At 66.8% G+C, this 17613-nt stretch carries 18 protein-coding genes; 10 read left to right on the top strand and 8 right to left on the bottom strand.

All coding sequences use genetic code 11. The features are described from left to right. Window positions 1-7 precede the first annotated feature (7 nt). Window positions 8-1714, bottom strand: a complete 1707-nt coding sequence (locus ACWF4Z_RS15845) for a glycosyl hydrolase family 18 protein (protein ID WP_452243757.1) — start codon at window positions 1712-1714, stop codon at window positions 8-10. 205 nt (window positions 1715-1919) lie between these two features. Between ACWF4Z_RS15845 and ssd the strand changes: the two genes are divergently transcribed. From ssd to ACWF4Z_RS15795, 10 genes are all read left to right on the top strand, one after another. Next, window positions 1920-2999 carry a septum site-determining protein Ssd gene (gene ssd / locus ACWF4Z_RS15840; RefSeq protein WP_452243756.1) on the top strand — a complete coding sequence of 360 codons (1080 nt, stop codon included), beginning with the start codon at window positions 1920-1922 and terminating at the stop codon, window positions 2997-2999. Next, a complete protein-coding gene (locus tag ACWF4Z_RS15835) occupies window positions 2996-4180 on the top strand; it encodes a TadA family conjugal transfer-associated ATPase (RefSeq protein ID WP_452243755.1) in 1185 nt (394 codons plus the stop codon). The genes ssd and ACWF4Z_RS15835 overlap by 4 nt, the downstream gene beginning before the upstream one ends. Beyond that, complete coding sequence (locus tag ACWF4Z_RS15830) at window positions 4177-4989, top strand: type II secretion system F family protein (RefSeq protein WP_452243754.1); 813 nt, start codon at window positions 4177-4179, stop codon at window positions 4987-4989. The genes ACWF4Z_RS15835 and ACWF4Z_RS15830 overlap by 4 nt, the downstream gene beginning before the upstream one ends. Before the next feature lie 11 nt (window positions 4990-5000). Further along, entirely contained in the window at window positions 5001-5717 is a 717-nt protein-coding gene (locus ACWF4Z_RS15825; protein WP_452243753.1) for a type II secretion system F family protein, read from the top strand. Window positions 5718-5827: 110 nt separating this feature from the next. Continuing rightward, window positions 5828-6052: a DUF4244 domain-containing protein gene (locus tag ACWF4Z_RS15820; protein WP_452243752.1), complete on the top strand. Its 225-nt coding sequence runs from the start codon at window positions 5828-5830 to the stop codon at window positions 6050-6052. A 62-nt stretch (window positions 6053-6114) separates the two neighbouring features. Next, window positions 6115-6666 carry a TadE family type IV pilus minor pilin gene (locus tag ACWF4Z_RS15815; RefSeq protein ID WP_452243751.1) on the top strand — a complete coding sequence of 184 codons (552 nt, stop codon included), beginning with the start codon at window positions 6115-6117 and terminating at the stop codon, window positions 6664-6666. Then, the gene (locus ACWF4Z_RS15810) at window positions 6663-7100 is read left to right on the top strand and encodes a pilus assembly protein TadG-related protein (RefSeq protein ID WP_452243750.1); all 438 of its coding nucleotides are present in this window, start codon (window positions 6663-6665) and stop codon (window positions 7098-7100) included. The genes ACWF4Z_RS15815 and ACWF4Z_RS15810 overlap by 4 nt, the downstream gene beginning before the upstream one ends. Before the next feature lie 76 nt (window positions 7101-7176). Beyond that, window positions 7177-8586, top strand: a complete 1410-nt coding sequence (locus tag ACWF4Z_RS15805; protein ID WP_452243749.1) for an MFS transporter — start codon at window positions 7177-7179, stop codon at window positions 8584-8586. A gap of 103 nt (window positions 8587-8689) precedes the next feature. Beyond that, on the top strand, window positions 8690-9310 hold the full coding sequence (locus tag ACWF4Z_RS15800) for a response regulator (RefSeq protein WP_452243748.1): 621 nt from the start codon (window positions 8690-8692) through the stop codon (window positions 9308-9310). Between the two features lie 41 nt (window positions 9311-9351). Then, window positions 9352-9651 (top strand): hypothetical protein, encoded by a 300-nt coding sequence (locus ACWF4Z_RS15795; RefSeq protein WP_452243747.1) that lies wholly within the window; start codon window positions 9352-9354, stop codon window positions 9649-9651. Window positions 9652-9805: 154 nt separating this feature from the next. Here ACWF4Z_RS15795 and ACWF4Z_RS15790 read toward each other — a convergent pair whose 3' ends face one another. From ACWF4Z_RS15790 to ACWF4Z_RS15760, 7 genes are all read right to left on the bottom strand, one after another. Continuing rightward, window positions 9806-10219, bottom strand: coding sequence for a hypothetical protein (locus ACWF4Z_RS15790; protein WP_452243746.1), 414 nt, complete (start codon window positions 10217-10219; stop codon window positions 9806-9808). 79 nt (window positions 10220-10298) lie between these two features. Next, window positions 10299-11546, bottom strand: a complete 1248-nt coding sequence (locus ACWF4Z_RS15785; RefSeq protein ID WP_452243745.1) for a CehA/McbA family metallohydrolase — start codon at window positions 11544-11546, stop codon at window positions 10299-10301. Continuing rightward, window positions 11546-12682: an ABC transporter ATP-binding protein gene (locus ACWF4Z_RS15780; RefSeq protein WP_452243744.1), complete on the bottom strand. Its 1137-nt coding sequence runs from the start codon at window positions 12680-12682 to the stop codon at window positions 11546-11548. The genes ACWF4Z_RS15785 and ACWF4Z_RS15780 overlap by 1 nt, the downstream gene beginning before the upstream one ends. Continuing rightward, window positions 12682-13503 (bottom strand): carbohydrate ABC transporter permease, encoded by an 822-nt coding sequence (locus ACWF4Z_RS15775; protein WP_452243743.1) that lies wholly within the window; start codon window positions 13501-13503, stop codon window positions 12682-12684. The genes ACWF4Z_RS15780 and ACWF4Z_RS15775 overlap by 1 nt, the downstream gene beginning before the upstream one ends. Beyond that, window positions 13500-14447 (bottom strand): carbohydrate ABC transporter permease, encoded by a 948-nt coding sequence (locus tag ACWF4Z_RS15770; protein WP_452243742.1) that lies wholly within the window; start codon window positions 14445-14447, stop codon window positions 13500-13502. Before ACWF4Z_RS15770 ends, ACWF4Z_RS15775 begins: the two co-directional genes overlap by 4 nt. Then, on the bottom strand, window positions 14447-15871 hold the full coding sequence (locus tag ACWF4Z_RS15765; protein ID WP_452243741.1) for an extracellular solute-binding protein: 1425 nt from the start codon (window positions 15869-15871) through the stop codon (window positions 14447-14449). Before ACWF4Z_RS15765 ends, ACWF4Z_RS15770 begins: the two co-directional genes overlap by 1 nt. Before the next feature lie 594 nt (window positions 15872-16465). Continuing rightward, complete coding sequence (locus ACWF4Z_RS15760; RefSeq protein WP_452243740.1) at window positions 16466-17233, bottom strand: hypothetical protein; 768 nt, start codon at window positions 17231-17233, stop codon at window positions 16466-16468. Window positions 17234-17613: the final 380 nt, after the last annotated feature.

Here is a 17613-nt window from a genome sequence, read left to right as displayed (position 1 = left end):
TACGTGATCAGACCCGGCCCCAGAGTGCGGGGACGTTCGGTGGTTCCCAGCCGGTCAGGGAGGTGTGGCCCTGGATGCACTTGTAGGTGAGGCCGTTGTAAGACACCAGTGCACCGGTCGCGTACGTCGTGTTCGGCGCCCACGGGGTTGCCGTGGGAGGCGTCGTCGGCGGTGTGGTGGGAGGCGTGGTCGGCGGGGTTGTAGGCGGAGTAGTCGGGGGTGTTGTGGGCGGGGTGGTCGGCGGCGTCGTTGGCGGGCCGCTGCAGCCTGGTGTGTCGGCGTTGACCGCGTTCACCACCTGGTTGAAGAGGGTGACGCCTGGGTCGAGCGCTTCGAGGGAGTACATCATCGCTCCGCCCAGACCGTTGCAGTGCTGGTAATCGGCCTTCGCCTTGATCGACTGGGCGTTGTCACCGGACCAGAACGTGCCGTTGCTGTAGAACCACGACGACTTGGTCGCGTCGTCGAAGTACGTCGTGGACGGGTTGTCGACGAAGCCGGTGAGCTCCTTGTAGAACGACACTCCGGGCACATTGCCACTCAGGGCATGTCCGTCGGCCGGACCGGTCGCGGTCTGGTACTTCCCGTTCGCGGTGGCCGGGACACCCTTCCATCCTCTGTAGTAGAAGGGGTATCCAATGGTCAGCTTGCTCGCCGGGAACCCACCCGGGATGCCGTACGCCGAATCACCGGTGGTCCAGGCTTTCACGGCCGCATCGACCGAGTACTTGCCCTGACCCGGCGGGATCGGGTTGCTCGGGTCGCTGGGGCCCGTGTAGAGCGGGTCCTGGAAGTTGGTCGGCCCAGTCGCCTCCCAGCCGCCGTGCATGTCGTACGTCATGATGTTGTTGTAGTCGAGGTACTGCCCGATCTTGTTCGTCTCGATCGTGGCGATCTTGTCCTGGCCGGCCGGGGTGGCCGCCGACAGGTAGTAGCGCTTGCCGGTTTGGTTGCCGTAGGCATTGAGCTGGTTGCGGAACTCGGCCAGCAGCAGGGTGAAGTTCTGCTTGTCCGCAGCGCTGTAGTGGTTGCCGACGTGACCGTTCGGCGAGCCCGGGTACTCCCAGTCGATGTCGACACCGTCGAAGATGCCGGCCGCCGTACCAGCACCGCCGAAGCCGTCGATCACCGGCAGGTCGCCCTTGAGGAACATGTTCACGCAGGAGGTGACAAAGGCCTTGCGCTTGGCGTCGGTGGAGGCGGCGTCGGAGAAGTACTTCGAGTACGTCCAGCCGCCGATCGAGATCAGGATCTTCAGGTTCGGGTACTTCACCTTGAGCTTCTTGAGCTGGTTGAAGTTGCCCTGGATCGGCTGGTTCCAGACGTCACCCACACCGTCGACGCTGATGTCCGCGCCGTACGACTTGCCGTAGTCGGCGAACGCGTCGCCGGCCCCGTCACCGGCGTTCGGGTTCGACTCGTCCTGGGACGCGGCCTGGTTGGCCATGAAGCAGGTGTGGTTGGTCGGGTGGATGTTCGCGAACGCGTAGTTCAGGAAGTCCAGCTTGCCGGCGACGCCGGTCGTCACCATGTTCTTGGGGTAGAAGCCGTTGGCGTAGATCCCCCACTGGGTGAAGTACGCCGTCTTGACGCCACCACTCGTGGCCGCTGCGGCGGTCTGCACGTTCGGCGTGGCCAGCGAGACGCCGGCGGCGGTGATGAGGGCTGTGGCAACCACTGCGGCGGTGGCGGCGAGCACGCGTAATCGACTCATGGGCGGGGTCCTCCGGAGCTGGGACGGGAGCGGTCCGGTGAATTTAGTTAAGGACGCTTCGAAAGGAACGGTAGCCGTTTCCACCCGGTTGGTCGCTGCCTCGCCGTGGCGGGTTCCCGCTGCTGACGGAAAGCCGACAGCCCTTTGTCCACAGGGCTTTGACTGAGGTGCGGGAAGTGGGTCGGATCACGGCATGTTCTAGGGCATGGACCTGACTCCGCAACCCACATCGGTGCTCTTGGCAACTACCAACGAGATCCTGCTCGACGACCTGCTCCGGCTGGCGGCGGCAGCCTCGATCACACCTGTGGTCGAGCCGGATCTGCTCGGCGTCCGTCGACGCTGGCATTCCTGCACGCTGGTCGTGGTCGGCCGCGATCTGGCCGAGCCACTGGCCCGCGCGCAGCCTGCCTCGCGACCAGGTGTCGTCGTGGTGGGGTCGGGCCTGGATGGTGACGAGCTGTATCGCTGCGCCTTCGACGTGGGTGCGGATGGCGTGTTTCGCTTACCCGCCGACGAGTCTGCGTTGGCCGGGAAGCTTGCGGATGCGGTGGATGGTGCCGTCCGGACGGCCCTCACGCTGGCTTTCGTCGGCGGCTGTGGGGGAGCGGGTGCGACCACCTTGGCCGCGGCGGTCGCCGTGTTCGGGAATCGGCGTGGGTTTCGGACGATGCTGATCGACGGCGATCCACTCGGCGGTGGGATCGAGTTGGCGCTGGGGATCGAGCGCGACCCCGGCGATCGGTGGCCCAAGCTGCTGAATGCGTCAGGTCGGGTCAGTGCCGCCGCCTTGCGCTCTGCCTTGCCGTCGGTCGACGGGCTCGCGGTGCTGTCCTGGGATCAATCGGATGTGACCGTTTTGCCACCCGACACGATGAGTTCGGTCATCGGTGCTGCCCAGCGCAGTAGCGATCTCGTCGTGGTCGACCTGCCTCGGCGCGCGGATCCAGCGGTCGAGGAAGGGTTCATTCGGGCCGCTGCCACGTTGCTCGTCGTACCGTGCGACGTCCGGTCGGTCGCCGCGGCCAAACGCCTGGTCGGGCCACTCCGCGCTGTCGCCGGCGACCTCCGCGTCGTCGCCCGCGAATCCCGGCCCCACGGCCTGTCCGCACCGGACGTCGCGGCCCACCTCTCCTTGCCTTTAGCAACAATCGTCGGTCACGAGCGCGACCTGTCCACAGCAATGGACCAAGGCCGCTTCGATCCCCGCCCCCGGGGCCACCTGTCTCGCGCCGCGACTGATCTCCTCGATCTCTTCACCCGTAGCGAATCGAGCGTCGCATGAGCAGCCATGTCGACGTTGATGTTGTGCCGGGTGAGCTGCTCGACCGCGTTCGCGGCACGCTCGCGCTGACCGGCGCCAAGCCCACGCCTGCTCACGTCGCGGCCGCGCTGCGTGCCGACGGCACCGTGTGCGGCGACGCCATGGTGCTGGCTGTCGTCACCGCGCTGCGCCGCGAAGCTCTCGGTGCCGGTCCTCTCGACACGTTGCTGGCCGAGCCCGGTGTCACCGACATCCTCGTCAACGGTCCCGACGAGGTCTACATAGATCGCGGCGGCGGACTCGAGCGTGCCCTCGTTCATACCGGTGGTGAGCCGGCCATCCGCCGCCTCGCCACCCGGTTGGCCGCAGCCGCAGGCCGTCGCCTCGACGACGCCACGCCGTACGTCGATGTCCGCTTGCCGGACGGGACTCGCTTCCATGCGATCCTCGCTCCGATCGCCGCGCCCGGCACCTGTCTCTCCCTCCGGGTGCCATCGCGGCATGTCTTCACCCTCGACGACCTGGTTGCCGCCGGTGCCCTTCCTCCCGCCGGTGCGCCGATCCTGCGCGACCTCCTCGAATCCCGTCTCGCGTTTCTGATCAGCGGCGGCACCGGTTCGGGGAAGACCACGTTGCTCAGTTCCCTGCTGTCCTTGGCGGACCCGTCCGAACGACTCGTCCTGGTCGAGGATGCGAGCGAGCTCCGCCCGGACCATCCCCACGTCGTCCGGCTCGAGGCCCGACCACCCAACGTCGAAGGCGCCGGCGAGATCTCCCTGCGCGACCTGGTCCGCCAGGCTCTCCGCATGCGTCCGGACCGGCTGGTGGTCGGCGAGGTCCGCGGAGCCGAAGTAGTCGACCTCTTGACCGCGCTGAACACGGGTCACGAGGGCGGCTGCGGCACCATCCACGCCAACTCCGCCTCCGACGTACCCGCCCGCCTAGAAGCCCTGGGAGCACTAGCCGGCCTCACCCGCGAAGCCATCCACAGCCAGCTCGCCTCAGCCCTGGACGCCGTCATCCACCTAACCCGATCCCCCAACGGCATCCGCCGAATCTCCGACATCTACACCTTCACCCGCACCCCCACCGGCCAAGTAGCCACCACCCCAGCCGTCCACTTCCACCCCAACGGCACAATCACCCACCATCCCCCATCCCACCTCTTCACCAAGCAACCTGGTCTAGCTGGTGCGGCATGAGTTCTGCTTTTCTCTCGGCTCTGCTGGTGTTTCTCGTCGGCATCGTCCTCCTGCCGCGCCCAGGTCGCGGCCTGCACCGACTGAATCCGCCCGCCGCACCGGACGCAGCTGCTGTGCGCCCGGCTCGCCGGCATCTGTCGCTCGGACGCCTAGCGACGATCGCTCCGATCGCGGCGATCGTCGTTCTCCTCCTCGGCGCACAGTTCCTGGTCGCGGGTGTCGCCATCGCGGTGGTCATCGCCTTGGTAGCCGGCCAACGCGCACATCACCAACGCCGTGCAACCGCAGCCGCCCGTCGCGCGCAGATCATCGAAGCTCTCGACGTCCTAGCCGCCGACCTGACCGCAGGACGCCCACCCGTCGATGCCCTCGAAGGCGCCGCATCCATCAGCCCAGACTTCCAAGTCGCCCACGCTGCAGCCGAGCTCGGCGGCGACGTACCAGGCGCGTTGGAGCTTGCCGCCAAAGCACCAGGCGCCGCAGGCCTCCGCGCGCTGGCAGCAGCCTGGCGCGTAGCCGAAGAGTCCGGCGCCGCCTTCGCCGCCCTGACGGAACGCCTCGCCGACTCCCTCCGCGCCGACGAAACCATCCACCGACAAACCGAAGCCAGCCTCGCGGGCGCCCGTTCCACCGCCCGCATCCTCGCAGCCCTTCCCATCTTCGGCATCGCCCTTGGCTACTCCCTAGGCGCAAGACCTCTGACGTTCCTCACCGCCACCCCCGCCGGCTGGCTCTGCCTGGCCGCCGGCCTAACCCTCACCACCCTCGGCCTCCACTGGACCACCCACCTCTCCGAACCCTCCACCTGACCGAGGTCCTCATGTCCGCAACCCTCTACGCCGCAACAGCCTTGGCGATCACCACCTACCTACTCACGCCACCCCGCCCCGACCTCCGCCGCCTGACCGCACCACCCCGCCGCCCGCGTACGACGAAGTCACGCCCCCACCGTCTAGCCGCAGCCGTCGCCGCCTTCGGCGCACTCCTCCTGATCGGCCTCCCGTGGGGCGTCGTACCAGCCGCCCTCGCCGTCTACGCAATTCCGCGCGTCCTGTCCCGTCTCGAACCAGCCGCCACCAAACAACGCGCAGCCAAGATCGCCCGCGATCTCCCACTAGCGGTCGACCTGTTAACCGCCTGCCTCCGCGCCGGCCGCCCGCCACAACACGCACTCACCCTCGTCGCCACCGCCGTCCCGGGCCTACTCGCCGACCTACTGACAAAGGTCGCCCACCACCTATCTCTCGGCGCCGACCCGACCGACGCCTGGTCCCACCTACGTTCCGAACCAGCCTGTGCCGCAGTAGCCCGAGCAATAGACCGTTCCATCCGTTCAGGCGCACCACTGTCAAGAACGCTCGAACACATAGCCGACGACACCCGCCGGGCGCATCACCACGCCGCCGACCAACGAGCCCGAGCAGCAGAGTCTCGCTCGGCCCTCCCACTAGGCCTCTGCTTCCTACCCGCTTTCATCTTTCTCTCGATCGTCCCGACGATCGCCGACGCCCTCATCCCCTACCTTCTGCACCCCTGACCACCCCGTCGTCCACAGGCCGAAAGTCCTTGTAAAAAAGGGCATCCAACAACGGCATGTTAATCAATGAGCGATCCGGATCGGCCGATCGCAAACCCCGGAGGTACCAGATGTCCAAGGCAGTAGTAGCCGTCCGCAACCATCTCCGCACCCGGACCCGGGCCCGCAGCCAGCGCGGCGCCGCCACCGCCGAGTACGCCATCAGTGTCGTCGCTGCCTGCGGATTCGGCGGCATCCTCGTCGCTCTCCTCAAGTCCGACGTGATGATGAACGCCCTCAAGGCCCTCATCAACTACGCACTGAAGCTCGCCGGAGTCGACGGCATCCAGCTCTGATCCACCCGGCGGCCGGCCGGTCCCCTCAACCCGACCGGCCGCCACCCCACCCGGAGGCCCCCATGCCGACCCCCAACCTCCTCAACCCCACCCGACCCCAAACCTCACCCAACCCCGCCCGACAGGCGACCTCACCAAACGCGCGAACCGAACCATCTCAGCGCGGTGCTGTCACCGCAGAGCTGGCGATCACCCTGCCCGTGCTGCTTTCCCTTCTCCTCTTAGGCATCTGGTCGATCGGCCTGGTCGTCCTCAACATCCAATGCATCGACGCTGCCCGAGACGTAGCCCGCGCAGTAGCCCGAGGCGAGTCCCCCGACGAGGCCAAGGCCATCGGCCACCGCACGATCCCGGCCGCGACCATCACGATCACCCGCGCAGGCCCAGACATCCACGTCACCGTCACAGCCCAACCCGCCCACAACCCGCCACTCCTAGGACCCCTGACCCCCACACACCTATCCGCCGAAGCCACCCTCCAAGCCGAACCCACCGAAGCCGAACCCGCGGAAGGAGAACCCGTCGAAGGAGAACCCGTCGAAGCCGAACCCACTGAAGAGATGCCCACCGAAGGCGCACCCATCCCGAACAAGCAGCTCGAGGAGACCCCATGACCCCGAACGAGAAAGGCAGCGCCACCCTCCACTCCCTGTTCGCCGCCTTACTCCTCATCACCGCACTCGCCGCCGCGACCCTCTGGTCCACCATCTCCACGGCCCGTCACCGACTCTCCACCGCAGCCGACCTCACAGCCCTCAGCGCCGGCGCAGCCCTGAGCCCTTCAACCTCCTCCACCACAGACACCCACCTCTCCAGAGACGCCCACCTCGCCACGGCCGCCCAACCCTCCACAGCCACCGAACTCCCGATGGACACCCAGCTCTCCACGTCCTGCGCCGCCGCAGCCCGAATAGCCGCCGTTCACAAGGTCCAACTGATCGCCTGCCACTCAACGCCCACAGCAGTGACTGTCGAGGTAGCCCTCCAAATCCACCTCCCCTTCGCCAACCCAATCCTCACCGCCACAGCCCGAGCCGGACCCGTCTGACCAACTCATTGACGCAACCGAGCGGTTGCTATAAAGTCGCAACCAATGAGTTGCCATATAGCGAAGGGTGTTTGCGATGACCAGCACGGCGAGTCTGCGGTTCACCGGTCGGGAGTGGGCGATCGTGCTCGTGCTCCTCGGGGCCGGATTCATGATGTCGGTCGATTTCTCGATCCTGAATGTCGCGCTTCCAGAGGCCGGCGGAGGCGTCGGGCTCCAGGGCGAGGGACTGGCCTGGATCACGTCGGCCTTCGCGTTGCCGGCGGCGGGGTTCACGTTGCTCTTCGGACGGCTGGGCGACTTGTTCGGTCGACGTCGACTCTTCTTGGGCGGGATGGTCCTGCTGGCCACTGCGTCGCTCATCGGCGGCACGGCGAGCTCGGCCGGAGTGCTGCTGACTGCGCGTGCCCTGCAAGGTCTCGCTACAGCTATGGCACTTCCGTCAGCGTTGTCCTTGCTCACCACGACCTTCCGCGACGGCGCGAAGCGTGAGCGGGTGCTCGGTCTCCGCGGCGCACTGCTGTCAGCCGGGTTCGCGGTCGGCGCGCTCGTGGGCGGTCTCTTGGTGAGCATGCTCGGTTGGCGAGCGGCGTTCTTCATCAACGTTCCAGCCGCGCTCGTCGTCCTGGTCCTCGCGCCGTTCGTGATCAAGGAGAGCCGGATCGTGGGCAAGCCGAAGGTGGACGTGCCGGGCGCGTTGACCGTCACCGGTGGATTGCTCGCGGTGGTCTACGCCGTGATCGAGGGAAGCGTTCCGATCGGTGTTGTGGGTGCGGTCCTTCTGGTCGCGTTCGGCGTCATCGAGATGCGCACGTCGGCTCCGCTTGTGCCGGTGCAGATCCTCAAGCGGCCCACGGTGACGTGGGGGAACGTCGCGGGTCTCGTGGTGAGCGCGATGGAGCCGGCCATGATCTTCCTGACGACGTTGTATCTGCAGCAGGTCCTGGAGTTGTCACCGCTGATGACCGGCATTGTGTTCGGGGTTCCTGGTCTGGCGTCCGTGGCTGCGGGTGTTCTGGCCGGACGGATCATCGGGCGGTTCGGTGGCCGGTTGGTCCTGGCTGTCAGCATGGGGATCCAGGGGCTGGCGACGCTGCCGTTGGTGTTCCTCGGTGAGCATCGGATCGCGCTGGTCATCCTGGTGCCTGCGTTGTTCGTCGGATTCTTCGGCCATGTCGCGGCGATCGTGTCGTACTCGGTGGTGGGAACATCCGGGCTGCCCAACGACGAGCAGGGCCTGGCCGCCGGCCTCACGTCGATGACGCAGGAGGTAGGCGGCACCATCGGTACGCCGTTGCTCATCGCCATCGCCGCCAGCCAAACCGTCCACCTCAGCGGCCTTCACCTAGCCCTGTCCGTGGACGTGGTCCTGACCCTCGCCAGCGCGCTGATCGTCTACCTCGCGCTTCGACCGAAGGTGGCCAACCGTGCGGTGGTTTTCGAGGGGTCGCGATCTGGTCGCAATCTGGTAGAGATGCCGCGTTGATGTGGACGAGGTGTGCGGGCGGGCTCCATGATCTGGAACCGAGTCCTGCTCATCCTCCCGGACGTACTTCCCCGACGTCCGGACGGTTACCTCGGAGGCACGTTTGCCCGACCGGATCCGGCTGCTGCTGGTCGACGACCAGATCCTCAGCCGCGGCGTGCTACGCAGCGGTCTGGAGCGTGAGCGCGATCTGGAGATCGTTGCCGAGCTCAACAGAACCGACGACATCGTGGGTGCCGCGAAACGGCACCGTGCGAACGTCGCGCTGCTCGACGCCGGTGGGCCGGGACACGACAGCATCGCCGTGACGAGCCAGCTCCGTACGGCGATGCCGGAGTGCCGGGTGGTGATGCTGACGACGTACGGGCGGCCGGTGCATCTGCGGCGCGGTCTCGATGCCGGGGCGAAGGGGTTCGCGCTGAAAGGCTGTCCGGCACCGCAGCTCGCCGACGCCGTACGACGGGTGCACCTCGGCCTACGCGTGGTCGACTCGGACCTCGCGGCCGAGACCCTCAAGTACTCCGAGACACCGCTGAGCGCCCAGGAGACAGACACCCTGCGAGCCGCCCGAGAGGGTGGTTCGGTGGCGTTGATGGCACGCAAACTGGACGTCTCCGAGCGCGTCGTACGCACCCGCCTCTGGTCGGCCATCGGCAAAACCGGAGCCCGAACCCGAGCCGATGCAGTACAAATAGCCGAACATAACGGCTGGCTCCTCGACTAGCCTGCCACCCGAGCGCAGCGCACGATGACCAGAGGAGATTCATGACCACCCCGACGGGCGACGACTCCCAAGTGTCCCTGCATGCCGGCGTCCGGTACGAAGTCGCCGAGGACCTGTTCGGCGATCTGATCGGCTGGTGTGCCGCGCAGATCACGGCCGAGAGGAAGAAGTCGGACCCAGATCCGGAGGCGATGCAGGGCTGGATCGACCAGGCCGCTGCGTACTCGGCCGAGCGGAGGGCGCTGCGAGTCCGCGACACGGCAGCCGTCGAGGCCGCGATCGCCACCTACGGCCCCCAAGTCCGCGCCCTCTATCCCAGCCGAACCACCGGCCGCTACTGAGGCAGCCCCGGCCGAACCGCCGGCCGCTACTGAGCCAGCCCCGGCCGAACTCGCCTTTCTCGTGCGTTGCTGACGTGGTGCGCCGACTTGGCACGCGCCAGGGCGGTGGCTGTTGAGTCGGGTGGCTGGCGGGGGAGGAGGTAGGTGTGTGGGGTTAGAGCTGGTCGAGTTGGTCTAGGAGCCAGCTTGGGCCGGTGGAGGTGGCGCCGGTGGGGTCTGTGCGCTGGCGGAGGCCTCGGTCGGCGGTGACTACGGTGACCTCCGGGTGGTCCGGGCGGGCGGTTGTCTCGGCGGTGATGGCGGTGATGGTGTCGTCACCGGAGGCGGGTGCCTGGAGCACGCGGAGCGCGCCGGTGTCTGGCGCTTCGGGTCCGGACAAGGCGCGGTTGGCGGCGCCTTCCAGGATCACGATGATGTCGGTGGTCTCCTGGAGATTCTCCTGCAGTATCGCGAGCTTCGTCAGCAGCCGACGCGCCGCGCCCGGCCGGTCACGCCACCACCCATCCGGCCGCGAGCCAATCACGTTAGCCGCATCAACCACGATCACCTGCCGCCGTTCAGATGTCATCCAGCCAGTCTGCCTCCTCCCACCCCAGACCGACCTCAACCTCAGGCACACGCCGCGATAAGCCCAACCGGGTGGGTGGTTAGGTGCAGGTGGATAGGAAGGTGCCGGTGTGGGTGGCTAGGAGGTGCGGGCCTTGCGGGGCGGGGATTCTTTGGGTGGGGGAGTTGATTTGGTGGTGGGTGCCGTCGGGGGAGATGACGAGGCTGTTGGTGGCGTTCAGGGCTACCAGTTCGTCGTCTGCTCGGACCAGGACGGGGGCGGTGTAGGACCAGGAGATTGCGGTTCGGCCGGCGGATAGGGCTGTGAGGGTGGCTGATGCGAGTTCTTCGGGGGATTCGGCTTCGGCGTCTACGGCTATCCAGGTGGTTGGCGAGCCGGGTGGGGTGAACGACATTGGGTTGTGCCAGTCGCTGCCGCCGATGGGCGTCGTACGGTCGAGGCCCCATGCCTGCCACCAGGCGATCGGGCCGCCCCAGGTGTGTTCGAGCCAGGAGGAGTGCCAGATCTCGGCCAGTGGTGGGTGTTCGGGGAGCGGTTGGCGCCAGGAGCAGTCGCCGCCGAGTGGATGGTTGATCGAGAGCAGACCGCCGCGTCGGGCTACCTCGGTGACCCAGGTGGCGGCGGGTTGGCGGAAGTCGATCGGGCCGATGTCGCCGAACGCGTTTGCGTGGCCGGTGTCGGTGGTGACCTCTTGGCCGGGGATCAGGCCGATGCCGAAGCGGTTGCCGGTTGAGGGTAGTTCGAGGTGGTGGGCGACGGTGTTGTGGTCGGTGACCGCGAGGACGTCCAGCCCGGCGGCGACGCCGAGGGCGGCGAGGTTGGCGACCGGGGTGGAGCCGTCGGAGTGCAGGGTGTGCGCGTGGAAGTCGCCGGCGATCCACTTCAGTCCTGATGACGCGGGCAGCGTTCGGCGTGGTGGACGAGCCGGTACGGCGACTGCCGCCGTGAGGTCGGCGTACTCCGTCAGGCCCGGGATCTCCGCCACCGGACCGGTGACTGCTTCGACGATGAGCTCAACGCCCTCGACGGGTATCCGGTACAGGCCGAGAACGACCCACCACGTGCCGGGCTCGAGTTCGCCGGCGACGTAGCCGGGGGTCGCCGCGGTCGGAGTGATGGCGAAGGTCTGGCGCGCGCCGCCGGACCAGCCACGCCACCCGCCTGCTCCCTCGCAGCCGAGGTCGATCACGGCGCCTGGGATCGGTGGGACTGTGAGCGTGACCAGCAGGCCCGGACAATCTGCCGGGATGTCGACCGGCAGCGAGTGCCACACCGACTCGGCCCGGTCGTCGAGAGTCCAAGTTCTGCGGTACGACGTGACAGCCATCAACCGACCGTATCCGGAATCGGCTGGTGGGTGAGGAGGTCGCCGGACTCCTGGTCGTACAGGAGAACTCGGGAGGCGGGGGCGGTGAGGACGACGGCTGCGCCCGGCGACGGTTCGTCTTCTTCGGCGACGGTGACGCCGACGAGGGTGCCGTCGCAGTCGACCGTCACCAGAGATTGGGTGCCGAGGTTCTCGGCGACCACGACAGAACCACGTAGCGACGGGCCGGTGAGGTCGCCCGGCGCGATCGTCAGGTACTCGGGGCGAATGCCGACCGTGACCTCAGCACCCACCGAGCTCGAGCCGCCGTCAGCTCCAGTGCCGGCGATGCTCACCGGCAACGATCCGCCGGCAACGGAGACGGAGACGGTGCCGGCGGCGGGGTTGGCGGAGGTGAGTGTTCCGGGGAGGAGGTTCATGGGGGTGGAGCCGATGAAGTTGGCGACGAAGGTGTTGGTGGGGCGGGCGAAGACTTCTCGGGGGGTGCCTAGTTGGCGGAGTTTGCCGGATTCCATGATTGCGATGCGGTCGGCCAGGGCCAACGCCTCGGCTTGGTCGTGGGTGACGAAGACGGTGGTGATGCCGAGGTCCCGCTGCAGCTTCTTCAGGAACGTGCGTGCCTCCAGCCGCAGCCGGGCGTCGAGGTTCGACAGCGGCTCGTCGAGCAGCAGCACCTTTCCTGAAGATGCGATCGCGCGGGCCAGGGCGACTCGTTGTTGCTGGCCGCCGGAGAGCTGGCCGGGCCGTCGCTCGAGCAAACCCTGCAAGGAAAGCTCAGCACCCGTCTGCTCGGCGACGACCGCGCGTTTCGCCGGCGAGACCCGGCGTACCTTCAACGGGTAGGTGATGTTCTCCGCCACGTTCATGTGCGGGAAGAGCGCGTAATCCTGGAAGACCATCGCCACGCCGCGCTTGCCCGGTTCGAGCCGCGTCACGTCGGCCGCGTCGATGCGGACCTTGCCCTCGGTGGCGGACTCGAGACCCGCGATCGTGCGCAGCAGCGTGGTCTTGCCGCAACCGGACGGGCCGAGCAACGCGAAGAACTCGCCGTCGGCCACGTGCAGGTCCAGCCCGTCGACGGCGCGTACGCCGTTCGGGTAGACGGTCGCCAGGCCTTCGATGTCGATGCCCGCCATCAGCTCTTGATTCCTCCGTGGAAGCGGAACCCGTACCGCGAGTTCACCAGTAGATACAGCACAACGACCGGGATCGAGAACAGCAGCGCGAAGACCGGGATCACCGCGAGGTTCGCGCTGCCGCCCTCGTCGGTGAAGGTCTGCTGCAGCACCGCGGCGGGCTGCTTGTCGATCGACCGGATCAGCAGGAACGGGACCAGGAAGTTGCCCCAGGCATTGACGAACGCCCAGACCATGATGGTGGCCAGACCGGGCCGCGACACCGGCAGTACGACGTCGCGCAGGATCTGCCAGGTGGATGCGCCGAACACCCGCGCCGATTCCTCGTACGACTTCGGCACCGCGTCGACGAAGTCCTTCAGGATAAAAATTGCTGCCGGCAACAACCCGCCGGTCATCACCAGCGCGACCCCGAACCGCGAGTCGATCAGCCCCAGTTGGAACATCATCACGAAGATCGGCACCATCGCCGCCGTACCCGTGACGACCGATGACAGCAGCAACAATCCGTACAGCAAGGCGTCCCGGCCAGGAATGCGGACGCGCGACAAGGCGTACGACGCCAACGCGGCGAACGCGGTCACGGCCAACGCTGTGGTCACGCAGATCAGCAGCGAGTTGACCAGTGAGTGCAGTGCGTACGGGTGCTCGAGCGTCGTACGAAAGTTCGAGAGCGTCCAGTCCGGCCAGTGCACCCCGAGACCCGGCGACGCATCGAACGGTGCCGACGCGATCCACAGCATCGGTACGGCGAAGAACAGTGTGATCGCGGAGATCAGGACGTAGAAGCCGATCCGCCGTACGACGAAAGCCGGCGTCATGAGCGCCTCCGGAGGAGTCGCAGGTAGACCAGTGAGACCAGGAGGTTCGCCAGCAACAACAGGAACGAGATGGCCGACGAGTACCCGAGCTCACCACCCTGCAAGGCCACGTTGTAGATGTAGACGGGCACTGTCTCGGACTCGTGGTTCGGTCCGCCCTTGGTGAGCAGGAACGGCGAGAAGTCGTTCGCCGTCCACAGTGAGATCAGCAGCGTGTTGGTGAGGACGTGCCCGCGGATGTGCGGGAACACCACGTCCCGCAGCGTCTGCCAGCCCGACGCGCCCACCATCCGCGCCGACTCGAGTTGCGACGGCGGTACGGCCTCCAGTGCGGACGAGTACAACATCATCGAGAACGCCGTACCGCGCCAGATGTTGAAGACCACCAGACAGGCCATCGGGTAGTCGATCAGCCAGGCGGTCCCCGGCGTACCGAGGATGCTGTTCAGCGTGCCGCCGTCACGGTCGTAGAACGCGACCCACAGGTACGCGACCACGGTCGACGGCAGGATCCAGGCCAGCAACACCAGCCCTTGGACAGTACGTCGTACGACGGGTCGCGTACGACGCATCACCCATGCCAGTGTGAAGCCGAGGATATTCTGGCCGATGATCGCGGAGCCGAGCACGAACAGCAGCGTCAGCCACAGCGCGTTGTGGAAGAGCGCGTCGTTGAGGGCCTTGGTGTAGTTGGACAGGCCAACGATCGACGGCGAGACCGCCTCGACACCGGTGAGCCGGTAGTTGGTGATGCCGATGTAGATGGTCCAGACCGCGGGGAAGACCAGGAACGCGCCGATCAGGACCAACGCCGGAGCGAGGAAGCCGAGCGCCCGACCGACGCCGAGCCCGGCGACGTCCCGGGCCGGACCACGCGCCGAACCACGGGCGGGCCGCGCCGGCTCGGGCGTTCGAGCCGGCGCGGGTGCGGGAGCAGATGTCATCAGTTGGTGGTGACCTTGTCCTTGCTGCCGGCCGCCGCCTCGACGGCCTTCTCGTACGCCGTCGCCGCGGCATCCGTCGACTTCCCGGCGACCACGTCCGCGGTCGCCTGCTGCAGCGCCGCGGAGATCTTCGGGTACTCGGCGAGGCCCGGCCGGAACTGGGTGATCGGCAGGACCTTGGTGTTGACGAAGCTCAGCATCGGGTCCCCGGCGAGCACCTCGTTGTTGACGTCGGTGCGCTGGGTGATCTTGGCCGCGCCGTCCAGCGAGGCCTTCACCAGCTCCGCGGAGTTCATGAACTGCAGGAGCTCCCAGGCCTGCTGCGGGAACTTCGTGTTCGGGTTGATCACGGTCGCACCGCCACCCGACATCGAGACGAAGTCCTGGCCCTTCACACCGCCACCTGGCTTGGCGGCCGGGATCAGTGCGTAGCCGACGGCGGTGTCGCGGTCAGCCATCTTCGCGACGCCCTGCTTCGGCTCTACGACGCTGCGCCAGAAGTAGTCGCTCTCCAGCAGAATGCCCACCTTGTTCGCGGCGAACTCGGCGAACGACTTGTCCCGGCCTTTGGCTTCCTTCTGGAGCACGGGATCGCCGAGGCCGGTGCTGTAGATCTGGTGATAGAAGTCGAGCACCTGACGCACTTGCGGGGTGTCGCCCAGCCACTTGCCGTCGGTGTTGATGGTGGCGCCGGTGCCGACGAGCAGCGGCAGTACGCCCTGCATGGTGGTGGCTTCGCCCATCGCCGTCCCGGCGTTGATCTGGATCGGCGTGACGCCGGCGAGCTTCTTCAGCGCCTGGCCGGCGGTGATGATGTCGTCCCACGACTTCGGCTGCCAGTCGGCGGGCAGCCCGGCCTGCTGGAACAGCTTCTTGTTGAAGAAGAGCACCCGGCCGTCGGTCCCACCAGGAACGCCGTACCGCTTGCCCTCGAAGCTGCCGAGCGCCTGGACCGACTCCGGGATCTGCTTCCAGCCGTCCCAGCTGTCCACCTTGCTCGCGTCCCCGACGGTGTCGGTGAGCGGCTTGATGTAGCCGGCCTGGGCGAACTCGCCGACCCAGATGCCGTCGATCTGGATGAGGTCCGGTCCGGAGTGGTTCGACAGGTCCAGCGACAGCTTCTGCTTGTAGACCTCGTCGTCGGAGCCGTCGCCCTGGAACTTGACCGTGACGTCGACGCCCTTGCCCTTCTGCTCGGCCACGAACTTCGGAATCAGGACGTCCTCGATGAAGGTCGCGCCGGCGCTGCTCTTGCCGCCCTTGACCGCGTTCGAGCCGATGGTCAGCTCGACCTTCGTGGCGTCGGAGTTGCGGTTCGCGTCCTGGTCGCCGCTGCCGGAGTCCGACGTACCGAGGCAGCCGGTGAGCAGGGCCAGAGCGGCGGCGCCGAGTACGCCGGTCGTCCACAGCCGAAGTGATCGCATCAGAGGGCTCCTAGGCGAGAGGTGGTCCGGTCGGAGGTGATCCGGTCAAAGATTGGCACTCATCGGCAACTATGTGAAGACTTTTTACCAACCCGGGACGAACATTGTCTGGTGCTGTAGGCAACCAATTGCGGATCTGTCAACCCGGGGCCGCGCGGGCAGCATTGCGGACCAGTTAAAGGATGCTCAAGGTTTCGTGGCAACAGGTAGTTGAGTAGATACAGAACGTGATCGCGGAGGTACGTTCTTGCCGACTGGTTCAGTGATCGGAGGTGAACGACATGGGACTACTTGACGGAGTTGCTTGCCTTCTGGACGACCTGCTTGGCCACTGCCACCACTGGTGGCATCACTGCTGGTGGTGACCGCTCCGGCCGGCTGGTGACGGCCACGACCGGACTGGTGGGTCGGTGACGATCTCACCGGGCTCCCGCTGACGCGCAAGCAGCGAGGATTCCGGAGTCTCCCCCGAGCACCACTCACCACCGAACGAGGATCACCAGGACACAACTGAAACGTCGCGTCGATTCGAAGGAGTGAGAAAACAGCCGGCCCCGACATCGTCGGGGCCGGCTGTCGTTGGGTGCAGTGAGGTTACTTCTGCGCCAACTGCATCATCTGCTTCGGCAGCTCGGTCATCTGAGCTGGGATCGGGGTCGAGCCCCGAACCAGGCTGAGCAGACTGGATGCGGCGTTCGCGATCGGCAGTGGCAGGGCCAGGCCCAGTGATGCCAGCAGCGCGTTCACGAGTGCCAGGACCGCACCCAGGATGTCCAGACCCGGCAGCGGCAGTGCGCTCCAACCCTGAACCGGTGTACCGGTCGCGGACATCGCGCCGGTCGGTTGTGCCTGCTTGGCCTTCCCCTTGCCGAGCAGAGACGTGAGGGCGAGACCGCTGGCGGCGTTCACGAACGTGCCCGCGCTCTCGTCGTAGGTCCACTTCTGCCCGTCGCCGCTACGGCAAGGCAGTACCAGCAGTGGTGCCGCGGCCGGAACCTTGGCCAGGTCCGCACCGCTGTCCAGACAGGCACCGGTCTTGGCAAGGGCGCCACCGACGCTCTTGCTCATCGCCACCTGCAGCTGACCGGACTCGGTGTAGATCCACTCCTGGGTCTTGCCTTCCTTACCCGGGGCGCAGACCATCATGACCGCCATCGGGACCTTGGCGGCCGCGACGAAGGTGAGGCAGTACCGCGTGTCGGCGCGGGTGGCGATCTGTTTCGCCACGCCCACCTCGACGCCCGGGGTGGACGTTCCGCCTGCCACCGGGTTCGCGGCCTGGGCCGGTACGGCGGTGGCCAGTGCGACGCTGACCGCGAGCACTGTCACGCCGGTGCGGCTCAACAATTTACGGATGATCAAGACAACCTCCACAGGTCGTGCCATCTCGCGGCGTCAGGTCGTCGGGACCCCGAGGCGTGGGTCGATCCGGATTCCGGGAACCGCGACAGACACCCCTTTGCGTGGGGTGAGCAGCGGGTCGGTCCCCCGTGAGGAGGCGGTGTGGCCCGGAAGGCCGAAGTGACTCAACGCGACGTTGACGCCACAACCAGTAAGGCACAGGTGTGTCGAGGGTGGTTATGGCGAGACCCCGAAACTTGATGCCAATGGCAACTAACTGCCAGGAAAAACTCGTTGCGCAGGGCATCGAAATGCCGCTGCGCAACGTCCGTGGCCGCGCTGAGTGCAGGCTGTGTGGCGATCGAGATATTACCGCTGTGCGGCGATAAACGGGATCGCCA

This window comes from Kribbella sp. NPDC055071 (genome assembly GCF_053608045.1).
This window is presented reverse-complemented; position numbering and strand designations above follow the sequence as displayed.